Below are 14,712 nucleotides of genomic sequence, written 5' to 3'. Positions count from 1 at the left end.
ACATGGTGGGATACATCCGATGACATTACACGCAATGCTGGCTTGCTTCGCCTGCGCGCTGCCGCTGGCCGCCTCTGCTGCGCCTGCCGCTCCGGCCTTTGCGCCGGAAGTGGTGGCTTATTATCCCGGCTGGAAATCGGCCGATTTTCCCGTTAACGAGCACAATATTCGCGCTGGCAATGTCAGCCTGATCCAGTACGCGTTCGCCGACATCTGCTGGGATGGCGAACACGGCAATCCCGCGCCCGATGGCGGCGGCGTGAGCGCCTGCCTGGATGCGGACGGCAAGCCGTCGCGACCGGCCAATGGCAGCATCGTGCTGCCGGCACCGCAAGCCGATGCCGACAACTTGCGCAAACTCAATGCTCTCAAGCACAGCAATCCACAGCTGCGCGTCCTGCTGTCGGTGGGCGGCTGGATCTGGTCGAACCGCTTTTCAGACGTGGCCGCCACGCCTGCCGCGCGCCGGGCATTCATCGCCTCCGCGCTGGAGCTGGTGCACCGGCATGGCCTCGATGGCGTCGATATCGACTGGGAACATCCGGCCACGGGGGGGATTCCCTGCATCGAAGGCAAGGTCTGCCATCGCGGCGACGACAAGGAAAACTATGTGCGCCTGGTTGCCGAATTGCGCAGCGCCTTCGACCAGGCTGGCAAGCAGGCGGCCGGCCGCCATTACCTGATCACCATCGCCGCTGGCGCGCATGCCAGCCTGACCGATGACAGCGACGCCGCGCCCGGCTGGATCGTCCGCCTGGCGGCGCAGCTGGACTGGATCAACCTGATGACGTATGACTACCGTGGCGTGTGGGATGCCGAGAATGGCCAGCTGGCGCCCCTGTATGCGGATCCCGCCGACCCGCAGCGCGACAAGGGGCTGCACGCGGACGCCACCGTGACGCGCTTCCTGCGCGCCGGCGTGCCTGCCGCCAAGCTGGTGCTGGGCGTGCCCTTCTATGGCTATGGCTGGAAGCAGTGCGCCGCCGGTCCCCGCGGTGACGGCCTGTACCAGCCTTGCCAGGGCGCGGCCAGCGGCAATGACGGTACGCCGACATTCACGTACCGGCATCTGCTCGAGCAGGGCTATCTGGTCGATGGCAAGGGCGCGCGCGGTTTCCAGCGCCATTGGAATGCTGCATCGCAAGTGCCGTATCTGTATAACCGCGACAGCGGCGTTTTCATCAGCTATGAAGATGCGCAATCGGTGGCCCGTAAAGTGCGCTATATCCGCGACAAGGGCTTGCGCGGTGGCATGTTCTGGGAATTGAGCGGCGATGCGCAGCAGGTGCTGGGCACGGCCCTGGCGCCTATTCTGACGGGGGTGCAGCCATGAACCAGCGTTACCTCGCCCTCGACGTCCTGCGCGGCCTGACCGTGGCCCTGATGATCGTCGTCAATACGCCGGGCGACTGGGGCAGCGTGTATGCGCCGTTCCTGCATGCCGAATGGCATGGTTTTACCGTGACGGACCTGGTCTTTCCCAGCTTTTTGTTTGTCGTCGGCAATGCGCTGGCCTTTGCGCTGGGCAAGTATGAAAACCTGGGCCATGGCGCCGTGCTGGCCAAGTTGTGCAAGCGCAGCGCGCTGATCTTTTTACTGGGCTTCCTGCTGTATTGGTTCCCCTTCTTCAAGCTCGACGATGCGGGCCAGTTCGCCTGGTCGCCCCTGTCGCACACGCGCATCCCCGGCGTGCTGCAGCGCATCGCCGTGTGCTACCTGGCCGCCGCGCTGATCCTGCATTACTGGAAGACGCGGGGCGCGCTGCTCTTTAGCGCCTGCGCCTTGCTTGGCTACTGGGCCATCCTGGCATGCTTTGGCGACTACAGCTTGCACGGCAACGCGCCGGCCAAGCTGGATCTGATCCTGCTGGGCGACAGCCATTTGTACCACGGCGAAGGCATCGCCTTCGATCCGGAAGGCATCCTCGGTACCTTGCCCTCGATTGTCAATGTGATCGCCGGCTACCTGGCGGGCAGCTTCCTGCGCCAGGCGGCGCCGATGCAATTGCGCTCGAGCCTGTATCAGCTGGCCGTGGCCGGCGCCATTTGCGTGGCGGTGGCCCTGTGCTGGAATGAAGTGTTTCCGATCAACAAGAAGCTGTGGACCAGCTCTTACGTGATGCTGGGTATCGGCCTGGACTTGCTGCTGCTGGCGTTGCTGATGTTCATCATCGACGTGCGCAAGATCACGGGCTGGACGTATTTTTTTGAAGTCTTCGGCAAGAACACCCTGTTCATCTACTTGGTGTCGGAAGTGCTGGTGATCATTGCGTTTACCGTGCGCATCGGTGGCGGCAACCTGTACCAGTGGCTGTATCAGCAGTGGTTTACGGGCTGGGCGCCGGCGCGCGTGGGCTCCTTGCTGTTTGCCGTCAGCTTCATGCTGCTGTGCTGGCTGATCGCCTACGGCATGGACAAGCGCAAGATCTATATCAAGGTCTAGCGCTAGAACTTCAGCTTCAGGCCATAGCGTGTGGCCAGGGCCGTGAAGAGCAGCATCAGGGCGGTGACGGCGGCGGCATTCCACAGGCCGGCCGCGCCGCCCGTTTCAAGATACGGCCACCAGAAGTGCGGCAGGTGCAGCACGGTTGCCAGTTGCTGCCACAGGTCGGGTACGATGTAGGCGAACAGGGCATTGGTGCCGGCGGGCAATAGCACCACCGCCCAGGCGCGCCAGCGCCACACGTCGATGACGACATAAAACACGAGGAACAGGGCCAGGATGATGGCGCTGCACACGAGCGTGTAGGATTCCGTTGCCGCGATCTTGTTGATGTGGTGATACGGCCGCAGCAGCAGGCCGGCCACCAGCAGGCCCAGCGCGAACCACGCCATGAAACGTATCCTCTGGGCATGGTTCAATGCCGCGCCGCGCAGGAACAGCCGGCCCACCAGGGTGCCGGCCAGCACATTGGCCGCCGTCGAACCGAGCACTTGCGGCACGTTGACAAACCCGTTGATACCCGCCGGCAGGAAATCCAGGCTGCCCGCCGTGCCGCCCATGTACAGCGCGATCAGCAGGGAAAGCACGCCCATCAGCGCCGTGCCGCTGCCCTGGCATGCCAGGTACAGCAGGCTGCACAGCAGGTAAGACCAGCCGATCATGCCGAGGATGCCCCACCAGGACGGTTGCAGCCAGGTGCTGGAAAATTCCGCATTCAATTCACCGCGGAACGTCGCCAGCAGGAACAGCATCAGGGCGCCGCCTGCGGCCAGCTCAAGCTTGCCCGCACCCTGGCGCCACAGCAGGATCATGGCCACGTAAAACAGCAGGAAATACACGGCGTGCGGCAGCAGCGCCGCCTGCGCATCGTAGCGGTAGGCGTTCGCCAGCACCACGCCGGCCAGCATCAGGCTGGCGGAGCGCCACAGCAGGCGTCCCAGCAGGGCTGGCGTGACGTGGCCGCAATGGCGCTGCAAGGCCAGCGGAATGGCCATGCCGACCATGAACAGAAAGCCGGGAAAGACCAGGTCCGGCGCGGTGATGCCGTCGGCGCGCGGCCCCGCATGTTCGAGCCACCAGGCAATGCCGGGCATGCCGGCCAGGTAGTTGACCCAGATCATGGTGACGATCACGAAGCCGCGAAAGGCGTCCAGGCTGGTCAATCGTTCGGCGGCGGTGGCGGTGGCGATAGTGGCTGGCGGCATGGAAGGATGAAAAAAGGTCGAAAAAAAAGCAGCCCCGGCCTGAGCCGGGAACTGCCTTGCGCATGCTGGACGGAGCGGGAATTACTGTGCCGCTGCTGCCGGTGCCGCCGCTGCCGTGGCAGGGCGGTTCAGCCACAGGATCCAGTAGCGGGCCAGGTCGCCCACGCCGTCGCCGCCCTTGACCGTTTCCAGGACCTTGATGGCGTCATCTTTCTTGCCAGCCATGGCGTAGGAGTAACCGAGGCGCAGCTTGGCGTCTTCAGCACGTTTCAGGCCGCCCTTGGCGATGCCTTTCTGGATCAGGTCGATACCTTTGTCGAACTGGTCCATCGTCACGAAGGCGTAGCCCAGATTGATCAAGCCCGTGCCATCCTTGCTCTTCATGGCCGACGCTTCGCCGCTGGCGATGTTTTTCGCATCGTCGGCGGCAGCCTTGTTGGCCTGGTCGCGCAGTTTCTTGTGCTTGGCCGCATTCGCGCCCGTGCCCAGCACGCCTTTGGCAAAGCCGGCGTCGAGGACTTTTTTCGCTTCCGTCGGGAAGGCGTTTTGCAAGGCGATTTCAGCCATGTCGCTGTAATCCTGCGGCGACATGGTGCCGACGGCCTGGAATTGCAGGCGCAGCACGTCCAGCGCGAAGCGGTCGGAATAGCCGGCCTTGCCCTGCAAACGGCCCAGCAGGTCGGTCCAGTAGTCGTCCGACGGGTAGTAGCGCACCAGGTTTTCCATGGCGATCAGGTAGGTGGCCGGATCCTTGCTTTTCGAGCCCGTGTTGGCCAGCAATTGCAATTCTTCCAGGCTAGGTGTCTTGCCCGCTTGCTGTTGTGCCGTGATATCGGCCAGCAATTCCTGTTTTGCGCGCGCAAAGTCATTGCCCAGGTAATAGGCGCGCACGATGTACTTGCGTACGCTGGCGACATCGCCCGTTTCCGTCTGGTAGCGGGTGAACCATTTGATGGCGTTCGGGTAATCCTTGGCGTTGTAGTGGTAGTTGGCCAGCGCCTGGATGAAATCGCCCTTGACGTTCTTTTCCAGCTTGCCCGATTCGATCACCGCTTCCAGTGCCGTCATGGCCATGGGCGCATTGTTGGTGGCCGATGCCAATGCCACGCGCAGGCGGTTCAGCACGAACGTTTCATACGGCGTCAGGGCCGGAATGGCGGCAGCCTGGTCGATGCGGCTTTGCACGTCGGCGTAGTTCTTGGCATCCATCGATGCCTTCACGGCGGTCGGATCGAGCAGCTTGAACACTTCAGGGCGCACCGATTCGGCCGGAGCGGCAGCCGCGGCGGCGGCTGGCTTGGCATCCTGCGCGTGCGACAGGGATGGCAGGACATTCAGGCCGATGGCGGCCAGGAGCAGGCTAAGACGGGCAAGACGGAATTGGGACATGGTCAATCCTTCAATCAATAACAAAAATACGCACCTGCACTGGCAACCGCAACATCGTGCAGTGGCATTGCCAGAGGGGCAAGGAAGCTCGAAAAACACATTTCTGCCGTTCTGCCTGCATAGGTCAAACAGAAGCGGCATGATACAAAACGGCTATTGTCACATAAACGGCTGAGCGGGTGCGGCAAACGTGCGTGCCAGGGCTTGCCCTGCGGCATCGAACAGCAGGCAGCGCTGCGCTGGCAGGTGCAGGCGCATGGCGTCGCCCGCGTGGCGCAAGCTTTCCTCGGCCGGCAGCTTGACGGCCAGCATCTCGGCCACGCCCGGCATGCTGGCGTAGACGATGGCCACGTCGCCCAGGTATTCGACATGGCTGACGGCCGCGTCGATCACGTTGCCGTCCGCATTGTCCCCGTGCTGCAGGCTGACATGCTCGGCGCGCACGCCCAGGGTCAGCCCGTCGCCCGGCGCCACGCTCCCGCCCTGCGCCTCGACGTCGATGACGGTGCCGCCGGGCAGGCGCACGGCCACCGAGCCGGGGCCGCTGGCAACGGCCGTGCAAGCGATGAAGTTCATCTTCGGCGCGCCGAGGAAGCCGGCCACGAACAGGTTGCCGGGATTGTTATACAGCGCGTGCGGACTGCCCACCTGCTCGATGCGCCCGCCATTGAAGACGACGATGCGCTCGCCCAGGGTCATCGCCTCGACCTGGTCGTGCGTGACGTAGATCATGGTGGTTTTCAGTTCCTGGTGCAGGCGCGAGATTTCCACGCGCATCTGCACGCGCAGCGACGCGTCGAGGTTCGACAGCGGTTCGTCGAACAGGAAAACCTGTGGCTTGCGCACGATGGCGCGGCCGATGGCCACGCGCTGGCGCTGGCCGCCCGACAGGTCCTTCGGCTTGCGTTTCAACAGTGGCGTGATCTGCAGGATGTCGGCCGCGCGCTCGACGGCGGCGCGCACCTCGGCCTTCTTGTGTCCGGCCAGGGAGAGGGCGAAGGCCATGTTTTCGTACACCGTCATGTGCGGATACAGGGCGTAGCTCTGGAAGACCATGGCCAGGCCCCGCTCGGCCGGCGCGATATCGTTGGCCAGCTTGCCGCCGATATGCAGCTCGCCATCGGTAATGTCTTCCAGCCCGGCGATCATGCGCAGCAGGGTCGATTTGCCGCAGCCGGACGGTCCCACGAAGACGACGAATTCGCCGTCGCGGATATCGAGGTCGATGCCGTGGATGACCGGGTGCTTGTCGTCATACAGCTTGACGATATTCTTTAATGCGATGTGTGCCATGGGCTGTGCGATTCCTAGCTTGCGCTGGCCGGCGCGGACGTGGCGCCGGCGTCAGACTGGTCGGAGGCATCCTTCGGGCCGATGCGCATGAAGCGCGACAGGATCAATACGGGCACGGCCGACACCAGCACCCACAGGAAAAACGTCTTGTAGCCGAGCGCCGTCTGGATGTCGCCGCTGATCATCTTGAACAGCACGAAGCCCAGCTGCATCACGCCGGTAGCGAACGCATAGTGGGCCGTCTGGTACTTGCCGACGGAGACCACCTGCATCATGAACAGGATCAGGCCGACGAAGCCGAAGCCATAGCCGAACATCTCCACGCTGAGCGCGGCCGTGATCAGGGTCAGGTCGGTCGGCATGCTGTGGCTCAGGTAATAGAACACCAGATTCGGCAAGTTCATGGCCAGGATCAGGAAGAACATGGCGCGCTTCAGGCCCAGCCACGAAGTGAAGTAGCCGCCGCCGATGCTGCCCAGCAGGAATGCCACGGTGCCGGCCGTGCCGTACACGGCGCCCACTTCCGTCGTCGACAGGCCCAGGCCGCCCAGTTCGCGCGCTTCGCGCAGGAACAGCGGGCCGATGGTCTGCACTTGCGCCTCGCCGGCGCGGAACAGGATGATGAAGGCGATCATGCCCCAAATGCCGGGCTTTTTCAGGAAGTCCACCAGCACGTCCCACAGGGTGCGGCTGATGCCGGCCACGCTCTTGTCGGCCACGGCCGCATTGCGCACCTGCGGCAGCGCCCACAGGTGGTACGCGGCCAGCGACAGCATCATGGCGCCGATGATCAGGAAGATCACCGACCAGGCGGGCTTGATGCCGATTTTTTTCTCCAGGTAGCCAGCCAGGATCACCAGGCCGCCCAGCGAGATGAACTTGCCCGCATTGAAAAAGGCGCCTTGCCAGCCGGCGTAGGCCGCCTGCTGCTTGTCCGACAGGCTGGCGATATACAGGCCGTCGCAGACGATGTCGTGCGTGGACGAGGCCAGCGCGGCGACGAACAGCACGGCGATGCAGGCGGCGAACCACAGCGGCGTTTGCAGGGCCAGCGCGATCAGGCCCAGGCTCAGGCCACCGGCGAACTGGAACAGCACCACCATGGTCTTCTTGCTCGACGCCAGTTCCAGGAAGGGGCTCCACAGCGACTTGAAGACCCAGGCAAAGCCGATCAGGCCCGTCCAGCGGGCGATCTGGTCGTTCGGCACGCCCATGCTCTTGAACATCAGGCCGGCCACCAGGGCCACGGCGTAGAACGGCAAGCCCTGGGCGAAGTACAAGGTGGGCACCCAGGAAATCGGGCTGCGGACTTTTTTGCTGATGCTGATGCGCTGGTCGTGCATGGGGGCTTCCTTATCGAGAGACGTTTTCATTTGACTGCGCCGTCCATGCCGCGCATGAAGAAGCGTTGGGTAAACAGGAAGGCGAGCAGGGTCGGCACGATGGTGATCAGGGTGCCGGCGGCAATCACGCGCGTGCTGCTGCCGAAGGTGCCGCGCAAGTACAGCACGCCCACCGACAGGGGGAATTCATCGGGTTTGCTCATGACGATGGAGGGCCAGATGTATTCATTCCACGATTCGACGGCCGTCAGGATGCCGACGGTGGCCAGCCATGGCGTAATCAGCGGCAGCATGATGCGGCTGAAGATGACCCACTCGGTAGCGCCATCGACACGCGCCGCGTCGATCAGGTCTTGCGGCACTTCCTCGAACGCCTGCTTGAGCAGCAAGATGGCCACGGCCGTCACCACGTTGGGCAGGATCACGCCTGTGTAGGTATCGACCAGGCTCATTTGCGTGATGGTGATGAAGTTGACGAGGAAGTTCACTTCCGATGGCAGCACCAGGGTGGCGAGGATCAGGCCGAACACGAGCTTGCGGCCACGGAATTTCAGGCGCGCCAGCGGATACGCGGCCAGTGAACACAGCAGCAGTTTCCAGAACACGGTAAACACGGCGATCAGCACGGAGTTCTTGAAGAACGACCAGATCGGGATCGCATTGAACACTTCGATGAAGTTGTCGAAGGACGGCGCCTTCGGCCAGAAGGTGGGCGGGAAGGCGAAGATATTGCCTTCCGTGGAAATGGCCGTCACCAGGGTCCACCAGAAGGGGAAGACGCAGACGACGGCGATCGCGCACAGCACGGCATAGTGGCCCAGTATGTGCAGGCGCGTTTTCAGGGAGCGGGAACGGGTTGTCATGGTCATTCCCCTGTCAGCGGTGCTTGGGTTTGAGGTAGCGCAGACACAGCAGGGCGATGCCGATGCAGAACAGCGAAACGACGAAGCTGGCCGCCAGCGCGCGCGGCAGTTTCAAGTGCTTGAGGCCCTGGTCATACGCGTAGTACAGCGCCGTGAAGGTGGAATTCATCGGGCCGCCCTGGGTCAGCACATCGACTTCCTGGTAAGCCTTCAGGGCCGCCAGCACGGACAGGATGGAGCACAGCATGATGGTGGGGCGCAGCATCGGCACGGTGATCTTCCAGAAACGCTGCCAGCGGTTGGCGCCATCGAGCATGGCCGCTTCCTGCATGTCCGACGGGATCGATTGCAGGGCCGCCAGATACATCACCATGTACCAGCCCAGGCCGCGCCACAGGGTGACGAACATCACGGCAAACAGGGCCAGGCTGTCGTTCGACAGCCAGCCCACGGGCGCGTTCACCAGCTTCAAGGTCATCATCACGTAGTTCAGTGCGCCCTGTTCGTGGAACATGAAGCCCCACATGATGCCGACTACGGAAACGGTGGTCACCACGGGCACGTAGAAGGCGGCGCGGAACAGGCGGATGCCGGGCAGGCGGTTGTTGACCAGCACGGCCAGCACGATGGCGCCCACCTGTACGAAGGGCACCATCAGCAAAAACATCAGCGAGTTTTTCAGGCCCGAGACGAACATCTCGTTGTTGAAGATGTAGCGGAAGTTATCGAGGCCGACGAAGCGCGTCTCGCGTATCAGGCTGTAATCGGTGAAGGCCAGCACGGAGCCGTAGCCGACGGGCCAGAAGGAAAAGGCGGCCAGCAGCAGCAGGGCGGGGGTGAGAAAAAGCCAGGCTTGCACGGTATGGCGGTGGGTAAGTTTCATGGCGTCCTCAGTGGCGCGGCAGGGTGGCCAGCTTGCGGTTCCAGATGGCGACGGCCTGGTCCAGCGCCTGCTTCACATCCTGCTTGCCCGTCACGCCCGCCTCGACGGCTTTCACCAGCGAACGGCGCAACTCGTCGTAGTCGTCGATGCCGGCCACGTACAGGGTGCGCGAGTGGCCCATCGACAGGGCGCCGGCGGCCACCGCCTTTTCGGCCGCACCCGCGTTCTGCGGCGTGGCGAGGAAGAACGGGTCGGCCGCCGCTTTCACCGTGGTGGGGAAGACGCTGGCCTGCTTGGCGAAGGCCAGCTGGTTCTCGTCGTTCGTCAGGAAGCGCGCGAACTTGCCGACCGATGGCAGCTGGCGCGCCGGCACGCCTTTCGGAATGGCGAAGTGCACCAGCCAGCCGCCGTCGGCGATGCCGGTCGGGCCCAGCGGCGCGGGCGCCACGTCGGTGATGGCGTAGATGTCTTTCGCATCGCCGCGGATGCGCTGCATGGCCGTGGGCGGCGCCAGCAGCATGCCCAGGCGGCCGCCCTTGTAGGCGTCGATCACGGCGGGGAAATTGTCTTCGGCGAACAGGCTTTCCTTCAGCAGGCCGCCCACTTTATAGGTGTCGGCCAGTTTCTGCACCAGCGCCACGTGCTGCGGCGAATTGAAGACGGCGCGGTTGTCGCTAATCACGGCCAGGCCCTGCTGCATGAACAGGCCATCGATCTTCGACAGGGCGGGGGCGATGCCGGCCTTGCCCGTGCGTTGCGCGATCTGCCGCGCGTACGCCAGTTGTTCATCGAGGCTGGCGGGGCCGCGCGTGAGTCCCGCCTGCCTGAAAATGGCGGTATTGAAGGCGATCACCGCGACATTGCTGTACATGGGGAAGCCGTAGGTGCGGCCCTTGAAGCGCAAGTCGTCCAGGGCGCTGGGAATGTAGCTGGCGCGCGCTTCCTTGATCAGGCCATCGACGGGCGTGAGCAAGCCGTCGCGCGCAAATTCGTCGGCCCAGGGCACGTTCAGGCTGACCAGCGCGGGCGGCGTGCCGGCCACGATGCGCGTGACCAGCTTGGTCTGGATGACGTCCCACGGGAAGTCGATCCATTCGATCTTGACGTCGGGATTCTGCGCCTCATAGCGCGCCACCACCGCATTGAAATACGGCGTGAACTTGGGCTTCATGCTGAAGGTCCAGAATTCGATTTTCTCGGCAGCCCATGCCTGCGGCGCGAGCAGGCCCGCGCAGGCAACAACCGCCAACAGTCTCTTGATCGTCATTTTTATCCTGGAGCGTGGCGCTCCAATGTCCATGAGTCCGCGGCGCGGGTACATGCCCTTGCCGTCGCTTATATTCGGGTGCTTCTGCCGGCAGCCCCGCCCCGTGCCGGGGGCGGGTTGCCGGGTACTGCTTAATTGGTTTTCGTGACCTTGCTCAGGTGACGCGGTGCATCCGGGTCCATGCCGCGCGCGGCCGACAGTTTCGCCGCCATCACGTAGAAGGACTGGATGGCGACGATCGGATCGAGATCCGGCGTGGCCGCCACGGGCAGGGTCAGGTCGCGCTCGGCCACATCGCTTGGCGCCGCCAGCAAGACCTTGGCGCCACGGCCGCGCATCTCCGTTGCCAGCTGCAGCAGGCCGGCTTGCGTCGGGCCGCGCGTGGCGAAAATCAGCAGCGGGTAACCGTCTTCGATCAGGGCCATCGGGCCGTGCTTGATTTCGGCGCCGCTGAAGGCTTCCGCCTGCAGGGCCGAGGTTTCCTTGAATTTCAGCGCCGCTTCCAGCGCCACGGGGAAGCTGATGCCGCGTCCCACTACCATGATGTTGCGGGCCGGAGCCAGCACGTCGATGGCGGGCGACCAGTCGACGCGGGTCGCTTCGAGCAGCGCTTCAGGCAGCGCTTCCAGGCCGGCCTGCAGTTCAGGGTCGTTCTGCCACTGGGCCACCATGCGCGCGCCGGCGACCAGGCTGGTGATGAAGCTCTTCGTCGCGGCGACGCTTTGTTCCTTGCCGGCGCGCAGGGGCATGGCCCATTCGGCGGCGTGCGCCAGCGGCGACTCGATATCGTTGACCAGGGCCACGGTGGTGGCGCCGCCGTCGCGGAAGTAGCGGATCGGCTCGACCACGTCAGGGCTCTGGCCCGATTGCGAGATCGAGATGGCCAGCGTGTCGCGCGTCACCAGCGGCGACTTGTTCAGGGTCACCAGCGACATCGGCAGGGATGCGACGACACGGCCCAGGCGCGCCATGATCAGGTAGGCGACGTAGTTGCAGGCGTGGTCCGAGCTGCCGCGCGCGATGGTCAGCGCGGTCGAGAACGAGGTGCTCCTCAATTTGCGGCCCAGTTCCGCGTAGCGTTCCGTGTCGCTGGCCAGTTGCAGGGCGACGCATTCGGCGGCGGAAATGGCTTCTTTAAGCATCATTGAGGTCACAGATTTCTCCTTCTATATACACAGCTTTGAGTTTGAGATCGCGATCGAGTACCACCAGATCGGCGTAAGTACCGGGGGCCAGCCGGCCGCGTTCTTCCAGGCCCAGGTAATCGGCGGCGTTGGTCGACACGCGCTTGGACGCGTCGGCCAGGTCCAGTCCCAGTCCCACCAAGTTGCGCAGCGCCTGGTCCAGGGTCAGGGTGCTGCCCGCCAGCGTGCCGTCGGGCAGACGCACGCCGCCCATGCATTTCTGCACGGCGTGGCGGCCCAGCATGTATTCGCCGTCCGGCATGCCGGTGGCTGCGGTCGAATCGGTGACGCAGTACAGGCGCGGGATGGCGCGCAGGGCCACCTTGATGGCGCCCGGATGCACATGCAGCAGGTCGGGGATCAGTTCGGCGTATTCGGCGTGCGCCAGGGCGGCGCCGACCATGCCAGGCTCGCGGTGGTGCAGGCCGCTCATGGCGTTGAACAGATGCGTGAAACCCATGGCGCCGTGTTCCAGCGCGGCCACGCCGTCTTCATAGGAACCGAGCGTGTGGCCGATCTGCACGCGCACGCCGGCATCGGCCAGGGCGCGCACCAGGTCCAGGTGGCCGGCGATTTCCGGCGCGACGGTAATGACGCGCAGCTTGGCCAGGGTTTGCAGGCGTTCGATTTCGGCCAGGTTGGCGGCGCGCGCATAGTTCGGCTGCGCCCCCAGCTTGCCGGAATTGATGTACGGACCTTCCAGGTGGGCGCCCAGCACGCGCGCCGTGTTCGGGCGGCGGTGGTTGGCGGCGATGCCGATGGCCGTCAGGGCCATGTCGATATCTTCCGGCGGCGCCGTCATGGTGGTGGCCAGCAGGCTGGTGGTGCCGTGGCGCGCATGGATGGCCGCGATGGTGTAGACGGCTTCGCCGCCTTCCATGATGTCCTTGCCGGCGCCGCCGTGCACGTGCAGGTCGATAAAGCCCGGCAAAATATAGTCGTCGCTGTTGCCCGACGGGTGAAGGGATTCGCCCGTGATGCTGTCGACGCGCTCGCCGAAGGCGATGGCGCCGTGGATCCAGCCGCCGGGGGTAAGGATATTGCCTTTGATAGTGCTGCTCATCTGCGCGACTCCGCTACGAATTCATAATAATCACTGCGGCAATACGAGTGGGTCAGTTCCACCGCTGCGCCGTTGTCGAGATAACTGACACGGGTGATGTGCAGCATGGCTTCACCCGTCTTGATGTTGGCCAGCTTGGCCTGTTCCGCCGTGGCGTTGACGGCGCGGATATGCTGCAGCGCGCGCATCGGGATGGTGCCGCGCGACTCCAGGTAGCCGTACAGCGAATCGGTCACCTGCTGCGGGTCCGGCATGTAGAGCGCGGGGATGGTGGTCGTTTCGATCGCCATCACCACTTCGTCGGCCGTGCGCAGGCGGCGCAAGCGCGCCACCGGCATGTGCGGCGACAATCCCAGCGACAGCAGCTCCAGCGGCGCGGCCGAGCCGATATCGCGCTGCAGCCAGCGCGAGCCGGCGGTAAATCCCCGTTGGCGCAACTCTTCCGAAAAGCTCGTCAGGCGCGACAGCGGCTGTTCCAGCTTGGGCGTGATGTAGGTGCCCGAGCCGCGCTTGCGCGTCAGCATGCCCCGGTCGCACAGCATGTCGATGGCCTTGCGCGCCGTGACGCGCGAAATTTCCAGGATGTCCGACAGCACGCGCTCGGAAGGCAAGGCCTGGTTGGCGCGCCAGTCGCCGCTGGCGATGCCGTCCGACAGCATGTTCGCCAGTTGCATGTAGAGCGGCGTGTCGCTGGCCGGATTGGGTTTGAAGGCGGACAGTTTGGCCAGCATGGTCATTGCTCCTGCAAGTACTTGCGTATCAGGCGCAGGCCGCCTGCGGCCGAGTCGCCCTGTGCCGGCACGACCAGTTGCAATAAGTCCGCCGGCAGGTAGCTCGACAAGGGCGCCGCCAGGCCGCCGCACAGGGCCACGGGCAAGGTGCCAGCCGGATCGAGCGCCCTGGCGATGAGGGCGATCTGCTGCCCCGCATCCGTCAGGATGGTGCGCGCCACCGCATTGCTGGCCGCGTGTTCGAGCACCAGCCGCGCCAGTTGCGCGAAATTGGTCTGGCTGGCGGCGGCCAGCCACACCTGCATGGCATCGCGCTGGCCGCCGCAGGCATCGATGATGGCCGTGGCGAAGGCGCTGCCGGGCACGCGCCCGTCGACCACCTGCTGCGCGTGGTTGATGGCGCGCATGCCGATCCAGGCGCCGCCCGCCTCGTCGCCCGAGGGGAAGCCCCAGCCGCCCACTTCATGGCGGCTGCCGTCCGCGTGCAGCACTTCGCCCACGCTGCCCGTGCCGATGGCAACGATGGCGCCCGGCTGGCCCGCGTGCGCGCCCAGCAGGGTGGTCAGGGCATCGGATTCGAGTGCCACAAAGTCATAGCCGGGATTGTGTTCGACGAAGCTGGCGGCCCACTGCTTGTTGTGCACGCCGGCCAGGCCCAGGCCGATGGCCATGCGCTGCAGCGGCGGCTGTTCCAGGCCGGCGGCGCGGAAGGCCAGGGTGACGGCATGCGCCACGGAAGTCCAGGCCCGTTCGATGCCCAGTCCCAGGCCGGAAGGGCCGCTTTGTCCCTGCGCCAGTTCCTGGCCGTCGAGGCGCGCCAGGCGTACGCGGGTTCCGCTGCCCCCGCCGTCGACGCCGATTATGTATTCGATCATGTTGTGCAGTCCCGCGTTTGGTTGAATGCGCCTGTCTCGGTTCTTTTATTTGTCGGGCGGCGAAAAAGCTGAAGGCACTATATTGTCGCCCAGATGGCTTGTCAACAGGTATTTAAGTGGTATTAACAAATGCGTTGCGCGATGGCGCGCCATGCCCGAGGGTGTTATTGCAAG

Annotated in this window: 13 protein-coding genes; 2 read left to right on the top strand and 11 right to left on the bottom strand. The window is 64.4% G+C overall.

The features are described from left to right. The first annotated feature begins 19 nt into the window (after positions 1–19). Both CSQ92_RS20710 and CSQ92_RS20705 read left to right on the top strand, forming a co-directional pair. A complete protein-coding gene (locus CSQ92_RS20710) occupies positions 20–1,333 on the top strand; it encodes a glycoside hydrolase family 18 protein (protein ID WP_099395249.1) in 1,314 nt (437 codons plus the stop codon). Then, on the top strand, positions 1,330–2,442 hold the full coding sequence (locus CSQ92_RS20705) for an acyltransferase family protein (protein WP_099395248.1): 1,113 nt from the start codon (positions 1,330–1,332) through the stop codon (positions 2,440–2,442). Before CSQ92_RS20710 ends, CSQ92_RS20705 begins: the two co-directional genes overlap by 4 nt. A 2-nt stretch (positions 2,443–2,444) precedes the next feature. Here the strand turns inward: CSQ92_RS20705 and CSQ92_RS20700 are convergent, their stop codons facing one another. From CSQ92_RS20700 to CSQ92_RS20650, 11 genes are all read right to left on the bottom strand, one after another. Further along, a complete protein-coding gene (locus tag CSQ92_RS20700; RefSeq protein ID WP_099395247.1) occupies positions 2,445–3,647 on the bottom strand; it encodes a DUF5009 domain-containing protein in 1,203 nt (400 codons plus the stop codon). 81 nt (positions 3,648–3,728) lie between these two features. After that, the gene (locus tag CSQ92_RS20695; RefSeq protein WP_070257505.1) at positions 3,729–5,036 is read right to left on the bottom strand and encodes a tetratricopeptide repeat protein; all 1,308 of its coding nucleotides are present in this window, start codon (positions 5,034–5,036) and stop codon (positions 3,729–3,731) included. A 159-nt stretch (positions 5,037–5,195) separates the two neighbouring features. Beyond that, positions 5,196–6,329, bottom strand: a complete 1,134-nt coding sequence (locus CSQ92_RS20690; protein ID WP_099395246.1) for an ABC transporter ATP-binding protein — start codon at positions 6,327–6,329, stop codon at positions 5,196–5,198. Between the two features lie 14 nt (positions 6,330–6,343). Further along, positions 6,344–7,672, bottom strand: coding sequence for an MFS transporter (locus tag CSQ92_RS20685; RefSeq protein ID WP_099395245.1), 1,329 nt, complete (start codon positions 7,670–7,672; stop codon positions 6,344–6,346). Positions 7,673–7,698: 26 nt separating this feature from the next. Further along, complete coding sequence (locus CSQ92_RS20680; protein WP_080753349.1) at positions 7,699–8,535, bottom strand: carbohydrate ABC transporter permease; 837 nt, start codon at positions 8,533–8,535, stop codon at positions 7,699–7,701. Positions 8,536–8,548: 13 nt separating this feature from the next. Then, positions 8,549–9,418, bottom strand: a complete 870-nt coding sequence (locus CSQ92_RS20675; RefSeq protein WP_034781832.1) for a carbohydrate ABC transporter permease — start codon at positions 9,416–9,418, stop codon at positions 8,549–8,551. A 7-nt stretch (positions 9,419–9,425) separates the two neighbouring features. Continuing rightward, a complete protein-coding gene (locus CSQ92_RS20670; protein ID WP_099395244.1) occupies positions 9,426–10,685 on the bottom strand; it encodes an ABC transporter substrate-binding protein in 1,260 nt (419 codons plus the stop codon). A gap of 131 nt (positions 10,686–10,816) precedes the next feature. Continuing rightward, positions 10,817–11,830: an SIS domain-containing protein gene (locus tag CSQ92_RS20665; protein WP_034781837.1), complete on the bottom strand. Its 1,014-nt coding sequence runs from the start codon at positions 11,828–11,830 to the stop codon at positions 10,817–10,819. Further along, positions 11,820–12,932: an N-acetylglucosamine-6-phosphate deacetylase gene (nagA, locus tag CSQ92_RS20660; protein ID WP_034781839.1), complete on the bottom strand. Its 1,113-nt coding sequence runs from the start codon at positions 12,930–12,932 to the stop codon at positions 11,820–11,822. Before nagA ends, CSQ92_RS20665 begins: the two co-directional genes overlap by 11 nt. Continuing rightward, the gene (locus CSQ92_RS20655; RefSeq protein WP_052140116.1) at positions 12,929–13,663 is read right to left on the bottom strand and encodes a GntR family transcriptional regulator; all 735 of its coding nucleotides are present in this window, start codon (positions 13,661–13,663) and stop codon (positions 12,929–12,931) included. The genes nagA and CSQ92_RS20655 overlap by 4 nt, the downstream gene beginning before the upstream one ends. 2 nt (positions 13,664–13,665) lie before the next feature. Continuing rightward, the gene (locus CSQ92_RS20650) at positions 13,666–14,538 is read right to left on the bottom strand and encodes a BadF/BadG/BcrA/BcrD ATPase family protein (protein ID WP_099395243.1); all 873 of its coding nucleotides are present in this window, start codon (positions 14,536–14,538) and stop codon (positions 13,666–13,668) included. Positions 14,539–14,712: the final 174 nt, after the last annotated feature.

The sequence above is a fragment of the Janthinobacterium sp. BJB446 genome, assembly GCF_002735655.1.
Taxonomy (GTDB): domain Bacteria; phylum Pseudomonadota; class Gammaproteobacteria; order Burkholderiales; family Burkholderiaceae_D; genus Janthinobacterium; species Janthinobacterium lividum.
The sequence above is the reverse complement of the archived record's forward strand: the minus strand, read 5'-3'. Positions and strand labels throughout refer to the sequence as shown.